The sequence below is a fragment of the Bacteroidia bacterium genome, assembly GCA_026932145.1.
Taxonomy (GTDB): Bacteria; Bacteroidota; Bacteroidia; order J057; family JAIXKT01; genus JAIXKT01.
This window is the reverse complement of the sequence record JAIXKT010000008.1, coordinates 73,128-89,893: the sequence shown is the minus strand read 5'-3', so window position 1 is coordinate 89,893 and position 16,766 is coordinate 73,128. Positions and strand designations below refer to the sequence as shown.

General features: G+C 38.0%; 12 protein-coding genes. 6 read left to right on the top strand and 6 right to left on the bottom strand.

The annotated features are described in order from the left end of the window. Nucleotide 1 precedes the first annotated feature (1 nt). Entirely contained in the window at nucleotides 2-2,869 is a 2,868-nt protein-coding gene (locus LC115_03425; protein ID MCZ2355736.1) for a carboxypeptidase-like regulatory domain-containing protein, read from the bottom strand. Between the two features lie 229 nt (nucleotides 2,870-3,098). Here LC115_03425 and LC115_03420 point away from each other — a divergent pair, with 229 nt between their 5' ends. The 3 genes from LC115_03420 to LC115_03410 all read left to right on the top strand — a co-directional run bounded on the left by LC115_03420 (nucleotide 3,099) and on the right by LC115_03410 (nucleotide 7,855). Next, nucleotides 3,099-3,485 (top strand): DUF302 domain-containing protein, encoded by a 387-nt coding sequence (locus tag LC115_03420; GenBank protein ID MCZ2355735.1) that lies wholly within the window; start codon nucleotides 3,099-3,101, stop codon nucleotides 3,483-3,485. A gap of 162 nt (nucleotides 3,486-3,647) precedes the next feature. After that, the gene (locus LC115_03415) at nucleotides 3,648-5,840 is read left to right on the top strand and encodes a S9 family peptidase (GenBank protein ID MCZ2355734.1); all 2,193 of its coding nucleotides are present in this window, start codon (nucleotides 3,648-3,650) and stop codon (nucleotides 5,838-5,840) included. Nucleotides 5,841-5,851: 11 nt separating this feature from the next. After that, nucleotides 5,852-7,855: a RecQ family ATP-dependent DNA helicase gene (locus LC115_03410; GenBank protein ID MCZ2355733.1), complete on the top strand. Its 2,004-nt coding sequence runs from the start codon at nucleotides 5,852-5,854 to the stop codon at nucleotides 7,853-7,855. A gap of 12 nt (nucleotides 7,856-7,867) precedes the next feature. Here the strand turns inward: LC115_03410 and LC115_03405 are convergent, their stop codons facing one another. Together LC115_03405 and LC115_03400 are read right to left on the bottom strand one after the other, a co-directional pair. Further along, nucleotides 7,868-8,452 (bottom strand): OmpH family outer membrane protein, encoded by a 585-nt coding sequence (locus LC115_03405; protein MCZ2355732.1) that lies wholly within the window; start codon nucleotides 8,450-8,452, stop codon nucleotides 7,868-7,870. 9 nt (nucleotides 8,453-8,461) lie between these two features. Then, a complete protein-coding gene (locus LC115_03400; protein MCZ2355731.1) occupies nucleotides 8,462-8,977 on the bottom strand; it encodes a peptidylprolyl isomerase in 516 nt (171 codons plus the stop codon). 165 nt (nucleotides 8,978-9,142) lie between these two features. Here LC115_03400 and LC115_03395 point away from each other — a divergent pair, with 165 nt between their 5' ends. From LC115_03395 to LC115_03385, 3 genes are all read left to right on the top strand, one after another. Continuing rightward, the gene (locus LC115_03395) at nucleotides 9,143-10,090 is read left to right on the top strand and encodes a sphingomyelin phosphodiesterase (GenBank protein MCZ2355730.1); all 948 of its coding nucleotides are present in this window, start codon (nucleotides 9,143-9,145) and stop codon (nucleotides 10,088-10,090) included. 108 nt (nucleotides 10,091-10,198) lie between these two features. Next, entirely contained in the window at nucleotides 10,199-11,290 is a 1,092-nt protein-coding gene (locus tag LC115_03390; protein MCZ2355729.1) for a glycosyltransferase, read from the top strand. Nucleotides 11,291-11,397: 107 nt separating this feature from the next. Next, nucleotides 11,398-12,681, top strand: a complete 1,284-nt coding sequence (locus tag LC115_03385) for a metallophosphoesterase (GenBank protein ID MCZ2355728.1) — start codon at nucleotides 11,398-11,400, stop codon at nucleotides 12,679-12,681. Between the two features lie 7 nt (nucleotides 12,682-12,688). Here LC115_03385 and LC115_03380 read toward each other — a convergent pair whose 3' ends face one another. From LC115_03380 to LC115_03370, 3 genes are all read right to left on the bottom strand, one after another. After that, nucleotides 12,689-14,119: a polysaccharide biosynthesis C-terminal domain-containing protein gene (locus LC115_03380; protein ID MCZ2355727.1), complete on the bottom strand. Its 1,431-nt coding sequence runs from the start codon at nucleotides 14,117-14,119 to the stop codon at nucleotides 12,689-12,691. Nucleotides 14,120-14,184: 65 nt separating this feature from the next. Then, nucleotides 14,185-14,982 carry a hypothetical protein gene (locus tag LC115_03375; protein ID MCZ2355726.1) on the bottom strand — a complete coding sequence of 266 codons (798 nt, stop codon included), beginning with the start codon at nucleotides 14,980-14,982 and terminating at the stop codon, nucleotides 14,185-14,187. Between the two features lie 68 nt (nucleotides 14,983-15,050). After that, nucleotides 15,051-16,742 carry a hypothetical protein gene (locus LC115_03370; GenBank protein MCZ2355725.1) on the bottom strand — a complete coding sequence of 564 codons (1,692 nt, stop codon included), beginning with the start codon at nucleotides 16,740-16,742 and terminating at the stop codon, nucleotides 15,051-15,053. Nucleotides 16,743-16,766 lie beyond the last annotated feature (24 nt).

Here is a 16,766-nt window from a genome sequence, read left to right as displayed (position 1 = left end):
ATCAGAAGCCGAAGCCAACTCCGAGCATTAATTGTCTTGGCTCTAAAAATCGTGCAGGGTTATCTGGCAACATTCCTCTATCCAACGGATTCGGATAACGAATATCGCGTAAGTCGTTCGTAATATCATCGCCGGTGGTATAACCTCGCCCTGTAACTGGATTTACAATAGCTGCATTTTGTTGGTTAAAGATATTTTTTAGCTCAACAAACAGAGATATATTGTTTTTTTTCTTCGTAAAGAAAAAGTCTTTGGTAACGCGGATGTCTGTCCACATCCACGGGCTTCCAATTTTGCTTAGCGGTTTACTGTATTCTACTTCATAAATAGGTCTGCCGTTAGACTCGTAGCCGGCCAAGTTTACCGGAGTATAACGTAACCCAGATTTGTATGTTGAGGTAATAAATATCCGTACATTTCTGATTTTTAGGCCAAAAATAGAAAAGTTAGAATCCGGTTTAATGACAGCCATTGCTTTTATATCCCAAGGTCTATCCCAAGCAAGGTACTGTTCTTTGATTAAAGTGCTGGAATTTGATTTAATTTGGAGTAATGACTCTAAGGCGGTGTTTGATTTCCCTGTAGCAACTTGATATGAGGTTGATAATGTTGCTTTTAGCCATTTTCCCCAACGTCTTTGGATGGTTAGCTCCAAGCCACGAACGCGGGCATAGTCTTGATTGATAGAAAAGGCTTTATCCACAAAGCGGCCGCTTTGGTCACGTATAGTAACTTTACTATTCACAATAAAGTCAAACTTATCGTTGTAGAAAGCTGTAAACGTTAATGCCCAGTTAGCTGAGAGTTGAGATTTGATACCAACCTCATAGGCTACGGTTGTTTCCGGGTTTAGGTTTGGGTTTCCTAAGTTAGCCAAGTAAGAGCGATTTTGATATACGGGATCTAAGCCGGCATACACAAAGCGGGGATGCGGCAGTCGTGTAGAATGACTGTAATTAAAATACAATACGTTGTTTTCTGTTACCGGAAAAGATACCCGAATCTTGGGTAGTAGCCTTGCTTTAAATCTTCTGCCAGCAAAAGGAGTGCTTTGCTCGGTGTAAAGGTCTCTGATTTGCTGCAAAACGGGTGCATTGGGGTCGGCTACTGCATTATCTGCAAATTTACCGGGTGCCCAATAGGTAAAGCGCATCCCTAAAAAGGCTATGATTCCTTTATAACGAATTTCATCCTGAAAGAAAATCCCGCCGGTAGCCGGATTCGCTTTCCAGATGTCGTTAGACTGGCCAATTCTATTGGAAGAAAAAACCGTTGAATCGTTTACCCGAATGGGGGCACCTAACCAAGGTCTTGTAACATCTATCCACTGATATTCCTGTTCTCTGTGTTCGATTCCCCAACTGAGAAAATGCACTTTGCTGGGATTCCAAGTTATCTTTGCTTTAATTGTATATTCTTGTGCATAGTGGTCGTGCCATAATGTTGCTATTCCGTTATTGTTGTAGAATCCTGATCCAGGGTTTACATATACAACGCTATCATTTGGATTAAATAAGGAAATCGGGTTCGTAACGATGGAGGCAGGGTCATACAGTTGGTTTATTGTTTCATAGCGAAATGGGCGGCCATTGGCATCAACCCGTAGATTGGTAAACAAACGACCTACTGTTGCGTCAAGAGTCCATTTTTCGCGTAATAAGTGTGTGATATTCAATACTGTAAGGCTTGATTTATGGGTGTAAGTATTTGCATTATCTAAGTTTTGAGCAAAAGCCCATTGAAAGCCGGGTAGCATAATTGCATCATTACCAATAATTTGGAGTGAACGTGTGTTTTGATTGATGTTTAGGCTTTGTTGCTGTGAAAATGATATTTTGGTGCCGGGGCGAACGCGCCAAGTAAATTTTAAGGTACCAGACCAACGGTTATCTTGTTTGGGGCACCAAGCCGTTGTATTTGTTAGCAGAGAAGAGTGAAGCTGGTTAGCCGTAAAGCGTGTGAAGTCATCAGAAAGTGCTGCGTTACCACTGGCAAAGAAACTCAGAATAGGTTCTCTTTTAGCTGAATGTTTGTCTGGTTCTTTTTCTTTTTTGAGTAGGATTGGCCCGCCGAAGGCGATGCTACCTTGCTCTGTGTTCCAGCTAGGGCCTTGATGGATGTTAAAACCAAGGTTATCGCGGGCATAGTTGCCGGATAGGGTGAATTTTGAGCCGCCTTCACGTGTTTTGGTTATGATTATGCCGGACGTTCCGTCTCCAAATTCGGCATCAGCCCCGCCGGTAGTAATCGAAACCTCTTGGATAGCGTTTTTGGCAATGTCAACGCCAAAGCCGGTTCCGGCTAAGGGGTCTTGGGCGTTCACGCCGTCAACGACATATTGTGTTTCATAGACCCGTCCACCACGTATCTGCAAGCCGTCCGGCGTTTTGGTAACTCCCGTCTGGAGGGTCGCAATACTTTGAACGTTCGTAACGTTCATGTCCTTAATTTCTTCTGATCCAATTTTAGCTTCAGACTTTCCGGATTCTAAATCAACCAGATTCTTTTCTCCTAAAATTTCTACTGTATTTAGGGTGATTTCAGCAGAAGTTATGGCGGCATTCAGCGTAACCGTTTGCCCCGCCATAATCTTAACTCCATTTATAATTTGCTCAGTATAACCAACATACGAAAACCGAATTGAATATTCTCCGGGCTTAATGTCTGTTATTTGATATGCTCCGTTTTCGTTCGTTACAGCTCCTTTGTATGTTCCGATGATAAATACATTTCCGCCGATAATGGTTTCCCCAGTTTGCTTATCTTGTAAAGTACCTTTTAGGTTGCCGTGTTGGGCAAACAAGGCTACACAAGGTAACGCCCAGCAAATTATCCCCAATAAAATACGGTTGGCTAACATCCTTACCATAGTTGGCACAAATATACAATTACGCTTGTTTTATCCTGTATTTTTTTTAGCTTCTTGCAATAACCACTTGCATTCTTTCACTCTATTTTAGCTACCTACTTTTTTAACTATCTTTGTACTTAGCTGGTAGAACGATTTATCAGAAAACTGTGTTTCAGCATAAAAGTAAATTTTCCAAATTTTAATTTTAATACTTTAATTTTTTTTGAACCATTATAAAATAATTATTATGAGTTATTCCTTTTCTAAAATAGTCAATTATGATTTTGCAGAGGCAATTTCAAAGGTTACGGACGAGCTAAAAAAAGAAGGTTTTGGCGTTCTTACCGAAATTGACGTTAAAGAAACCCTGAAAAAGAAGTTAGATGTTGATTTCAGGAACTATAAAATTTTGGGGGCGTGCAATCCCACATTTGCTCATAAAGCATTAACGGCAGAGAGTGAAATCGGAACGATGCTGCCCTGCAATGTAATTGTTCAAGAAACAGCAGATAATAAGATTCAAGTAAGCGCAATTGACCCTGTTGCCTCCATGATGGCTGTAAAAAATGACCAATTAGGTGGAATAGCCGCAGAAGTACGAGAAAAACTAAAAAGAGTGATTGACAGCCTGTAAATTGTTGTTTCTTAAAGACTTAGGAGTATCTATGCTTAGAGCTTTCTTTAAATATAAATTTCTCCAGTGGGAGATTTTGTACAGCATTTAGGGAATAGAGCTTCACACTATTTGGGTTCGTTTTTTTGAAAAAATATATGCAGATTTGAAGCGTTTTTAATTATGCAAAACTTCTTGAAACGGCACATTTCGTTGTTACTATTTGTTGCAACGAACAGTTTACTTTTTGGCCAGCAAAAATCTATCACAATCGAAGATCTTTGGCTACGAAATAAATTTTCCGGTGGTTATGCCAGCGAAATCCGCTGGATGCAAAATGATGAATACTACACAGAACTCGATGACGCAAATAAATTTTTGATTCGTTATTCTGTAAAAACAAATGCTCCGGTAGATACGCTCATGCACCCCGAGCATTTTCTTGACCCAGCTACGCAAAAGCCAATCGTAGTTCAGGACTACGCTTGGAGTGATGATGAATCCAAAGTATTACTTAAAGCGGCTATCACGCCCATTTATAGACGTTCTTCCAAAGAACGCTGCTATGTATTTGACCGCAGTAGCCGCAAAACTACTTTATTGCATCAAGGAAAGCTCATCAGTAATGCTACATTTTCCCCAAATTCAAGCAAAATCGGCTTTACGGAATCTAATAATCTATTTTTCACTGACTTAACAACCAATACCACTACCCAAATCACACAAGACGGGTTAGAAAACAACATCATTAATGGTAGTACAGACTGGGTCTATGAGGAAGAGTTTAAGTTAGTACGGGCTTTTTATTGGAATCAAGATGCCAGCAAAATTGCTTTCCTTCGCTTTGATGAAAGTATGGTTCGTAAATTCTCTATGGATATTTATGACGGGCTTTACCCAAGCCAACAAGCGTTTAAATACCCGAAGGCCGGCGAAAAAAATGCCGTTGTAACAGCCTTCGTTTATGATATAGCACAAAAGAAAACGACCCCTGTTGATATTGGCGCAGAAAGCGACCAATACATTCCGCGAGTTTTTTGGACACAAAACCCCAATAAACTCGTTTTGCTCCGTATGAATCGTCTTCAAAATCAATTAGATTTATTGGAAGCTGATGCTACTAATGGAAGTACCAAAGTTCTCTTAGCTGAAAAATCCGACACTTATGTCGAGATATTTGATTATCAGATCACTTTTCTCAAAAAATCTCCTGAGTTTATTTGGGCATCTGAACGGGATGGCTACAATCATCTGTATTTGTATTCGTTAGATGGTAAGTTTATCCGCCAGATTACAAGCGGAAATTGGGAAATAACGGATTTATTGGGTGTTGATGAAAGCAAAAAAACTATTTACTATATATCAACGGAGACTTCGCCTATGGAGCGTCAGTTATATTCTGTTAGTTTAGATGGCAAGAAGAAGCAACGGCTTTCGCCGGAAGCCGGCTGGTATGATATTCAGATGAGTTCTGCGTTTTCTTACTACATAGCTACTCATAGTGCTGCTAATCAACCACGTTCGGTAGCGTTATTTCATATTTCCGGCAAACAGATTCGTACTTTTGTTGATAAAAAGAATTTACAGGACAAACTTTCGGCCTACAAGGTTTCCTATCCACAGTTCATGCAAGTTCCTACAAAAGATGGAGTTATGTTGAATGCTTGGCGTATTTTACCTCAAAATTTTGATTCAACACGAAAGTATCCGGTTTTATTGGCTGTGTATGGCGGCCCGGGGCATCAAACCGTAACCAACGCATGGGGCAGCTATGATATGCTTTGGTATCAAGTTTTGGCAGATAAAGGGTACATCATCATGTCTGTTGATAATCGCGGAACAGACGGGCGCGGTGCAAACTTCAGAAAAATAACCTACAAAAATCTCGGAAAGTTAGAACTTGAAGACCAAATTGACGTAGCCAAATGGTTGGGAAAACAATCTTGGGTTGATCCCCAACGAATTGGAATCTGGGGCTGGAGTTACGGCGGATTCTTAACCTCTCTATGCCTAACAAAAGGAGCAGAATACTTTAAAATGGGGATCGCTGTCGCCCCCGTAACCAACTGGCGTTACTATGATACCATCTACACAGAACGTTACCTACAAACTCCACAGCTAAATTCAAATGGTTATGACCAAAATTCCCCCATAAACTTTGCCGAAAAAATGACCGGAAAATACCTCCTAATTCACGGCACAGCAGATGATAATGTACACTGCCAGAACACCTTAGAGTGGGTTAATGCACTTATCAAAGCAAATATTCAGTTTGAAATGTTTTTATATCCAAACCGAAATCATGGTATTTATGGCGGAAATACACGCTATCATCTATACACAAAGATGACCCGTTTTATCACCGAAAATTTGTAACAGCTAAGCACGTGCATTACAGGGAGGCAGCACTTCAGGTTTTACAGGAGTTTTGGGGCTATCCACAATTCAGACCCCTGCAAGATGAAATCATAGCTGCCGTACTGAACAAACAAGATGTATTGACAATCTTGCCCACCGGAGGCGGTAAATCTATCTGCTTTCAGATTCCCGGGATTTTGCTAAAAGGAACTACCATCGTTATATCTCCATTGATTGCCTTGATGAAAGATCAAGTGCAAAACTTACTCAATAGAAATATAGCTGCAACTTATATCAATAGCAGCCTGAATCGAACAGAAATAGAAAGTCGTTTGGTTGGATGCGTAAATGGAAGTTTCAAATTCCTATATTGCGCACCGGAAAGGCTTCTAACTCCCTTATTTTTAGAGTATTTACCTTATCTAAACAGCTCTTTATTAGCTATTGATGAAGCACACTGCATTAGTCAGTGGGGGCATGATTTTAGGCCGGCTTATCTGAAAATTGCAGACTTTCGGAAGTTAATACCGAACGTTCCTTGTATCGCACTTACGGCAACAGCAACGCCAAAGGTTCAAGAAGATATTGTCCAGCGTCTTGAGTTAAAGCAATATTTAAAATTTCAGCAATCTTTTGTGCGAAAGAACCTGAGTTTCTCTGTTTTGTATGATGAAAATAAACTTAGACGAATTATAGAAATATTGCAACGGGTTCAGGGAAGTGCTATTGTGTATGCGCGGGCACGCAAAACCTGTGAAGAGTTGCAACACTATCTAAATCAATATGGTATTTCGGCACAAGCATACCACGCCGGCCTCTCTCCTAAGCAGCGTAATGAAGTGCAGCAAGCGTGGATTACCAACGATACCCGAGTGGTCGTTGCTACCAATGCTTTTGGAATGGGGATAGACAAGCCTGACGTTCGCTTAGTGTTGCATTATCATGCCCCTCCTGACCTTGAAAACTACTATCAAGAAGCCGGCAGAGCCGGTAGAGACGGACAAAAGGCATTCGCTATCTGCTTCTCTATCTCGGCAGACAAACTTTACACCCAGCAACAATGCCAAGATAGCCATCCAGAATGGGACTTTGTACTCCAAACCTATAACCTTATCTGCGATATGAACAGCATTTTTCCCGGAGAATACCCAGAAAGAACGTTCCCTCTAAAACTCAACCGTTGGGCAGAATTATTGAAAACATCCCCTGCCAAAGTATTAGCCGCCATACAAATTCTTGAACATGAAGAACTTGTACAACTATTCTTAGAACCCGAAAAAAATGCTTATTTCCAGTTTACTTGTACGCCCCAAGAACTATTGTCTTTCAAGGAAAAACATTTTACAATAGCAGAAAAAATAGATTGGCTTTTAAGATTATATGGCGGTATTTTATTTCAAGGAACACAAAGTATTGATTTACAGTATTTTGTGGATTCTGTTTCATTTGAGCGAAATTCGCTTCTCCAAACTAAACAAGGAGCTACGCTTACACCAGACGAAGAACTCTGGTGTGAGCGCAATAAAATGCCTTGGACAGCAGCAGATTGGGAGAAAATGTTACTCTATTGCTCTCAGTATGGCATTGCAGAATACCGTCCGGCAAGTGGTGAACCAAGTTTTGCACTAAGCACTTCACGCAGACAATTTTCTACCCAAAATCCTAACCAACTTAAATATAAATTCTTATTAGAGCAAGCTAATCAAAGACTTAACGCAATTTTAAACTATATAGATACTAAAAATATTTGCCGAAATCAGCTAATTTGTAGCTATTTTGGAGAAATGAATTCAGAACCTTGCGGTATTTGTGATGCTTGTTTGGGAAGACACACCGGCTTTGTTGGTTCTGTTATATTTCAAAAAATTTGCTCCGAAGTTTCTATCCTTCTGAAACAAAACCCTTTACGTTATGATGCATTACTACAATCCATTAAAACTGGAACAAGACCACAGCAAGAACAAACTATTCGGGTGCTGCTCGATAACGGAACGCTATACAATGATTCAAACTTTTATTTGCATTGTAAATAAAAGTTTAAATCATTATTTTTCAGACTTATAGGATTCGTTGAGGGCTTGTAAGACGGTTTCTGTAACATCTAAACCGGATTCGCCATATAAAATAGTGCTCCCCTGCCCTTGCGCTAAAATATATTTAAACTGATTTTTCTTCGCAAATTCCTGTAAGTGGCTTGTGATTTTTTCGTATATTTTCTTGCGGATTTCGGCATCCTCTTTTTCAAGTTTTTCGTGTAATTCTGTCCGGTATTCCCGAAGATCTTGCTCTTTTTGCATCAGTTTTTTTTCAGTAGATTCACGTTGAGCATCCGTCATTGCTGCGCCTTTTTGTTGATAATCAACAATTTCTCTTTCTAATGCTTTGAAACGGTTTTGCATATCTGCTTCTGATTTTTCCTGTTTAGCAGTAAAATCTTTTCGTAAATCTACGCAAAAAGTATATTTTTCGTAAATGCTATCTAAGTTCACAAAAGCAATTGGAAGTGATGACAGGCTTTCTGTTTTTTTAACGACAGGAGCTTGCCCGCTTAGGCTTGCAAAATGTAGATAAAACAATGCAGCTACGGCTATCAGTAGAACGTAAATTAACGCTGTATTGAGTATTTTCATAGATTTTGATTAATGATGGTGGCCGTCTGGACCATGTACGTGACCATGAGCAATTTCTTCAGGGTCTGCTTCACGAAGGCTGATAATAGTGCCGGAAAAATGTAAATCCCGACCAGAAAGCGGATGATTAAAGTCCATCAAAACTTCATCTTGGCTAACTTCTAAAACTGCTCCACGGATAGTATTTCCGCTTTCATCAACCATTGGAATTCTATTTCCAATTTTAACTACCTCATAATCAATATTTCCATCTATTTCAAATGCAGATAGCGGAAGTGATACAATATCTTCATTTGAGTATTCTCCATAACCGGCTTCGTGAGCATAAATCACAAATGCAAATAAATCCCCTTCTTTTTTTCCTGCTAAGTGCTCTTCAAAACGAGGTGGAAGGCCACTGTATCCATGCAGATAAACAAAGGGTTCATCTGTACCTACTTGCTCTATCAACTCGAGTTCGTTTGTGCGTGTACTTCCCTTTAGTTCATAAGATAAAGTAACGACTTTACTATTAGAAATAACCATAATTTTTGTGAAGTTGCAAAGTTATAGTCTTTTATCAAGTATAACACCATGATTTTTTATAGTAGCTCATTTTCTTTACTGAAGCAACTCATCACGATATTAAGCGAATTCAAAATTTCTTTTATAATATTTTGTGAATTTTAAGTTATCTTTGTGTTAAAATCTATGAAATTCATAAGGCATTTACGTTTTTTTCTCTTTTGTGGGTTGGTGCTTTATACTACCTTACTTCGGGGGCAAGATAATTCCACCACAGAACAAATAGAGCAATGTGATAGAGAGTTAGAAACAATCTCTATTTTGTCTTGGAATGTATTTATGCTTCCTCCACCTTTTTTTCGGACACACCAAATTCCTCGTTGTAAGGCTATTATTGAATTTTTAAATAATTCATCTTACGATGTGCTAGTATTGCAAGAGATATTTTATGAAAAAGTAAGGAGTAAGTTTGTAAAAGGCTTAATCAACTGCTATCCATATCATTATGGTCCGTGTGGTACAGATAAGTTTCTGCGTCAAGATGGTGGGGTAATGATTTTTTCTAAGTATCCGATAGAGAGTTCGCAGCAGATTGCCTTTCGGGATAAGTGCAAAGGAGGTGATTGTTTCAGCGATAAAGGAGCTTTGTTAGCAGAAATTGTAAAAAATCACAAAAAAATTCAGATTGTTGGAACGCATCTGCAATCTATGGAAGATTCTATTTCTCAGGGCATTCGTGTTCGGCAGTATGAAAAAATCAAGCAGTTTCTATTACGTCCTTTTCATCGAGAAGATGTTCCGCAACTTATTGTTGGGGACTTAAATACCTGTAAAGTTACCCAAAGGCCATTTTACAAACGTATGCTGGATATTTTTGGTGCCGAAGATTCGCACCGTAGTAAAAAAGATAAAAGTGATTTTACTTATGATTCTGACTCCAACGCTATTGTAAAAGCGAACCATCTTAAGTATCAACGCTTTTTTGATTATGTGTTGTTCCGGCGTAACCCAGGTAGATATTTTAAAGCCCGTGATTTTGTTATTCATTTATTTCGCAAGCGGGATGCACATTCCAAGATGGCCTTAGAACTTTCTGACCATTTTGCCGTAGAAGCTGTGATTGAATGGGAATAAATCATGCCTTAAACTATTCAGCAACCTATTTCAACCAAATAGTTCAACCATTAATCGGTTAGGTTTTTGATAAATCTGAAAAAAATGTAACTTTGCTATACTAAAAATTTGGCTTTGCGTGTCATTCTTTCGGTAACTAATGATTTGACTAACGATCAGCGGGTTCACAAGGTTGCGTTGTCGTTGATACAGTTAGGCTTTTCAGTGGAGTTGGTTGGCCGTTTACGAAAGAAATCCCTCCCACTGCAATCGCGTCCATATTCTTATCACCGGATTCTTATGTGGTTTGATACAGGAAAGTTATTTTACCTTGAATTTACAATTCGTTTATTTTGGTATTTATTGTTTCATAGAGCCGATGTTTATACCGCCAATGACTTAGATACATTATTACCCAACTTTTTGGTAGCTCGTTGGCATAAGTCTCGGCTCATTTATGACACCCATGAATACTTTACGGAGGTTCCGGAATTAGCAAACCGCCGCTGGACCCGATCTGCATGGTTATGGTTAGAAAGATTATTATTTCCCCGTGTGCAATACATTTCTACCGTAAACGAAAGCATCGCCGATATTTACGCGCGAAAATACAACAAAGAAATTGTTGTTATTCGGAATGTTCCGCTTTCTAAAACACAGCGTACACCTGATTCGAAGCCATCTAATGTTGTTATTTATCAAGGAAATGTTAAGTTGGGGCGTGGGATTGAACTTATGGTAAAATCTATGCGGTATTTAGAGAATGTTCAACTTTGGATTATCGGAGGAGGCACCGATTATTTAGATACTGTAAAGAATCTCATTCATCATGAGGGAGTTGAAGATAAAATACGTTTTTGGGGGCTTATTCCTTTTGAAAATCTGTATCCAATCACATGCCAAGCAAGAATTGGTTTAACATTGGAAGATAAATCCGGCCTAAACACGGAGCTATCGTTGCCTAATAAACTGTTTGATTATATTCAGGCCGGTATTCCTGTAATTGCATCTGATTTACCGGAAATCCGAAAAATCGTGGACCACTACGAAATTGGCCTTATTCTGAAAGAAAGAGACCCTAAAGAGTTAGCTAACTTGATACAATTTCTTTTTAATGATAACGCAGAATATCAACGGCTTTGCCGAAACACCCAAAAAGCTGCCCAAATTTTAAACTGGGAAAATGAACAACAAAAATTAGAATTTCTTTACTGCCATTAACTTTAAACCTTAACTCTATTGATGCACAACTACTTAACAGGATTATATAGTTAGCTGTTAGATTTTTAAACGTCGTTTTTTGTTTGTAATTACATTTACCAAATACAATGCCTACTTCTGTATTTTCTATTTTGATTCGAGCCGGACTTGTTGCCTTAGTGTTACTGCTTTTAGATTGGTATGTATTTCAGGCAGTCAAGATTGCTTTTCAGCGTGTATCATTTCGGAATTGGATTTACTTTTTTTACTGGTCTGCATATATATCCTTCATTGTGTTAGTTGCTGTTGGTTTAGCCCAACCTTCATTAAGGGAAGGTAAAGGGCAGCAAATCATCCAGTTCATTATGGGATTTTTTGTATTTTGGTATGTTCCGAAGCTAGTAGTCGTTCTGTTTTTACTGGGTGAAGATATTTTTCGGGTAACAAGAGGTTTGGCTTCTCAAATAGCAAGCCCGGCATACGGTGGTAATGAAAGCGTTTTCTTAATCACACGGTCAGAGTTTTTAAGCCGTTTGGGGATTTTATTAGTAACAATCCCAATGGCAGCCGTAGGATACGGCATCGTTCGAGGACGCTATCAATTTAGAGTGAGAAAAGTGAATATCTTTTTCCCTAATTTACCCGATAGTTTTGATGGTTTTACTATTGCTCAAATCTCGGACATACACATAGGTAGTTTTTCTGACACAACAGCTATTGCTGAAGGTATCAGTATGGTCAATCAGTTAAAGCCGGATATTATTACCTTTACCGGAGATTTAGTAAATAACCGTGCTGACGAAATTGAACCATTCTTCAATATTTTAAGTAACTTAAAAAGTAAATATGGAAATTATTCTGTTTTGGGAAATCATGACTATGGGGATTACGTCAGTTGGCCAAGTCGCGAAGCCAAAAAAGATAATTTAGACAGATTAATAAAATACCATCAAGAACTTGGTTTTCAATTACTTTTAAATTCCGGTGTTGAGATTGAGCGTAATGGAGAAAAGATTGGTATCGCAGGTGTTGAAAATTGGGGGCTTCCTCCCTTTCCACAAAAAGGAAACATCGCGCAAGCTATTAATCAAATCAGCGATACCCCATTTCGGATTTTATTGTCCCACGATCCAACACATTTTGATGAAGTTATCACAAAATCTAAAGATAAATATCGAGCAGATCTGACGCTTTCGGGACATACACACGGACTTCAGTTTGGGATAGAACTTGGTAATATCCGTTGGAGCCCCGTCAAATATAAATATCCCAAATGGGCTGATTTATATCAAGTTGAAAATCAATATCTTTACGTTAATCGTGGGTTTGGTTTTATTGGCTTTCCGGGAAGGGTAGGTATTTTACCGGAAATAACGCATATTACTTTGCACAAAACAAAAACCCTCAGCTAAGATTTCGTTACATCTGTTTAAAAAGTTCTCGGAACATATTTGGTCTAAGTTCTCCCAAAAGAAACATAGATACGAAGAATAATAAAACTGAAATTATCTCAGGAACCAAAATCGGTAATGAAAACTTTTTGATGAAAAAGCAAGATACAATGAATATAACGATTGATATAAACTGGCTAACTATGTGTTTGGGAAGATATTGATAGGGATTTCGGCTCTTAAAAAACCCATAAAAGCCAAATCCAATTAGGCAATAAAAAAATACGCCAGCCCACGCAGCTCCATAGACACCAAAATATTCCAAACCGTAATATATTGATACATAATTTATTACAGTCCCAATTAATAATACATAAAATACAAGACGTTCGTTATTCGTGGCATTTAAGAATGTTCCAAAAATAGTTAGCCAGCTATTAATTAACAGACCAATCATCTGAATAGAGAGGAGGTTTTTCATAATAGTAAGTTCTTCATTAGTACTTTTTTTCAATTGCCAAAAAAGAACTTCTCCTCGGGTAAATATAAAAGCTGCAACTAATAAAACCGGTATAAACGTAAGTAAATGCTTTATATGAAAACTAAAGTCATTATGATAATCTTTTAAAGTATATTCGTAAGAAAATTTTGCATAAAAATAAGGCAAAACTGTCCAGATATAAGTAGAAATTGCGTTCACCCACCTATACGAAGCAAAATACAAACCAGTGTCAGAAAAGCTTGATTTTCCCTCAATTAGCACAAAAACTAAGCGGTCATTAAAGGCAAATAGAATATTAACAAGGGCTAAGAAAATCGTTCCTACCAAAAGTGAATATACACCGGCAAATGAAACCGTAAACGTTCTAAACTTAAAATTAACCCAAAAATAGAATAGTAAAATCAATAAGGAAATAGCTGCACTTAATAAAAAGGAATACGCATAATTATCAATACTCATTTTTTTTTGCAGATATAAATAGGATAAAAATAGGATTAAGAGAAGTTTATCCAATGTAGAAAAAAAGGCATCTATCTTAAATCTCTGCAAACCCTGCAAAACAGCTCTCAGCCAAGTATAAAAAGATAAAAAAATATGATATAATGAAGATATTAAAACAAATTTTAATAGTTCTGGCTTATTGTAAGAGGTAAAAAACATCAATAGTACAAGAGAACTGTACAAAAAGGATAATATCAATTTTGAATGGAAGGCATTTTGGATTAAAGTTTGTACTTGCCCCCCTCTCAGAGAAATATGCTTCGTTATTAAAGGCGAAATGCCCATATCCAAAATCTGGTAGTATAAGAATGTAAAAGAGAAGGCCGCTGTAAACATTCCATAACTATAATGACCGATTTCATTCTGAGAAGCATTATCAATCAGTATCCATATTGGCTTAAAAAGCAGATTAAATGCAATAATAACTCCTAAATCGGAGAATAGTTTTTTGTGCAATTTAAAAAAAGATAAAAAAAATGGGAACTATTAAATAGTTCCCATTAAATCAATTAAAATAAAGATTAATAGCACCAGAGGTGGTGTTCGTACTCAACCATCTGATTTTTACGTAAGTCCGATTGCTGGAGATTGTTAGGCTCCCACCCAGAGACATTAACAACATAGCTATGGAACAAGCGTAGTTCTACAATTTCTCTCATATTTCTATATTCAGCGTCATTAAATCTATTTTTCCACTGAGTATCTTCCAAACAGCCCATTACATCTTTATAGTTAAAGCAGATAACGTTTTTATCCGGTACTGCACCTGATGGATCAATCCAAACTAAACGAATATATTGAATATCATAGTACATATCAGAGCGATTTTTATCGAAGATTCTATCTTCAATAATTTCAAGGACAGTTTCAAGAGGAGCTATCAATTGATTTTTAGCACGGGAGTCATCCCCACCTGCTCCACCTACGACATCAGAAGATCCGCTATCGTCAGTTTCTTCACCGCCAAATTCGTCATCTCCAGTCCCTTCGTCTCCTCCTTCGTCACCTCCACTTTCGTCACCTCCAACTCCGCTTGAGGAAGAAGAAGTTCCACCGTTTATCTGATTCATTGAATTAACGAAATCATCGTATGTCATAGGAGAGGTTAAGGAATCTGGCTTATAGCCGATGTACTTTCCGTCATGGAAACAATTAATGAGGGCGTTTACAATGCCATGGGTTTCACCATACACACCTTTAGTGTAAATGTTGGTCTCTGCATATACAAGCGGATCATTTACTTTTTCAGTAAGGTCAATACGGCTAACCACTTTTTTGCGCCACATATGGTCATCCAAACGTGGGGGGAACTGAGCCATTAAATTAAAAATGGCAAATGTTCCGCAAATAAAAACTGCTATTTTTTTCATTATCTTTTTATTGTATTTTATTTAACTGTTGCAGATTTGGTACGTTCAGCAAGAGAGAAAGTTTCAGGAATTGATTTATTTCGGAAATTAACACGTACAATTTCTTCAGATTGTATGTACATTCGGCTTCCCGGAGCTACTCCTTTCATTACACCTGCGAGTGAAAAAGAAACGCAAGATTCTTTGGAGGTAGGGGATGTGTTTATTTGATCTATTACTTTTGGAGCACCCAAGCCAGAACCAACCATTAGCTTAATTTGTCTCATGGCATATCTTGCATCTTGAGGTAAGGAAGCTGCAAAGTCTTTATCCGCAACAATACATACTTCAAATTTTGATTTTGTTGAAACAGGAGCTATACCGTCCCATAAAGATCCATCTACTTTGAACTTCCAAGAAGGTCTTGGTGGTGGAACAACGTTGTAAGCAACATCACCCACTTTAATAATCTGTCCACCTGTCCGTGAACTAACTGTTAAGGTTGTTTTTGCTCCGCTAGGAATTACCCGAACTTTACGTTTTTGGGTTTTATTAATTTCAACTTCAGCAGAAGTAGCTGTAATAACAGGGTCATACAAATCACCTAATGCTGGTACATCAACATTAATATCATTACCACATTCACGATACATAATTTGGATAGCGGCAGAGGTAATTTGAATTTCTGGCTTACGTACTCTAAATTTACTATTTACTTTCAAAATAGCTTTACTTCCGTCTGCTTTTGGGACTGTAATAGTAGCTGAATAGTTTTGTACTCCTTCGCTAGCTTTTGGAGGAATTACAGATCCGCTAGCCATAATTTTCATTTCAGCAGAATTACCTTTTGTTGTTATTTGCCCACTTCCAGAAAAGGTTGGTTTAATATCCTTAGAAGACATAGCCACAAACAAGCGTGTTGTAAAAGGTAAGCCAGCTGGAACTATCTCCGAAATAGGAGCATCAACTGCTATTAGAGAGTCAATTTTAAACGTAACCTGCTGTAATTTAGCCTTCATCAAATCAAGTAACTCAGCTTCTATTGTGTTAACATCAATCTTATACTTTTCGAGTATTGCAATATTTGCAATCAATGGTGAGCGGTGAAAGGTGAAATACTCCCAAGGTTTATCTTTCATCTCATCTTTTTTAGATATGCCTGGGTCGTCCTTAGGGTCTATGCATATATCAGGAAATCCGGTACCAGATGCTGGTTTACGTCCACCGTTGTTTTTAGCATACCAGTCATTTGCCCAATGCACAAAGCCGTTCAGTTTTTCTCTAAGTTCACGAGCTTTCCCGTTTCCTCTTCCGCCATTCATCATGTCGTCTTTACTCATCCAATACTGGTAGTTTTCCTCAGTTTCATCCGTTTTGGTAACCTTTCCAGTTTCAGGACTTTTTATGCCTATTTTTTCAAGATCCTTAATAATTCCCTCAATATAAGTTATAATATTATCAGTATTTTTATCAAGTTCCGCTATAAGAGGCTTTATGTATTCGTTCTTTCTATTTCCTTCCGCAACTTCTTTATCTACACTTCCTGTTATATCTTGTGCTAATTTATCATTATTATCACCGAATACAGTAGAAGAGTTTTTCAGAGAGTCGGCAAGAATTTGAAAACTTTTCAATATGTCGTTACTCACGTTTAAAGCTAAAAGAGCAGTTAACACAAGATACATCATGTTAATCATCTTCTGCCTCGGAGTAAGCTTACCACCTGCCATAATTTAGAAAATTTAAAAGTTTAA

Bases quoted from the DNA above. Each gene is read 5' to 3' on its own strand.
- LC115_03420 (MCZ2355735.1), top strand. From the start codon at position 3,099: ATGAGTTATTCCTTTTCTAAAATAGTCAATTATGATTTTGCAGAGGCA.
- LC115_03400 (MCZ2355731.1), bottom strand. From the start codon at position 8,977: ATGGTTATTTCTAATAGTAAAGTCGTTACTTTATCTTATGAACTAAAG.
- LC115_03415 (MCZ2355734.1), top strand. From the start codon at position 3,648: ATGCAAAACTTCTTGAAACGGCACATTTCGTTGTTACTATTTGTTGCA.
- LC115_03405 (MCZ2355732.1), bottom strand. From the start codon at position 8,452: ATGAAAATACTCAATACAGCGTTAATTTACGTTCTACTGATAGCCGTA.
- LC115_03370 (MCZ2355725.1), bottom strand. From the start codon at position 16,742: ATGGCAGGTGGTAAGCTTACTCCGAGGCAGAAGATGATTAACATGATG.
- LC115_03395 (MCZ2355730.1), top strand. From the start codon at position 9,143: ATGAAATTCATAAGGCATTTACGTTTTTTTCTCTTTTGTGGGTTGGTG.
- LC115_03425 (MCZ2355736.1), bottom strand. From the start codon at position 2,869: ATGGTAAGGATGTTAGCCAACCGTATTTTATTGGGGATAATTTGCTGG.
- LC115_03385 (MCZ2355728.1), top strand. From the start codon at position 11,398: ATGCCTACTTCTGTATTTTCTATTTTGATTCGAGCCGGACTTGTTGCC.
- LC115_03375 (MCZ2355726.1), bottom strand. From the start codon at position 14,982: ATGGCTCAGTTCCCCCCACGTTTGGATGACCATATGTGGCGCAAAAAA.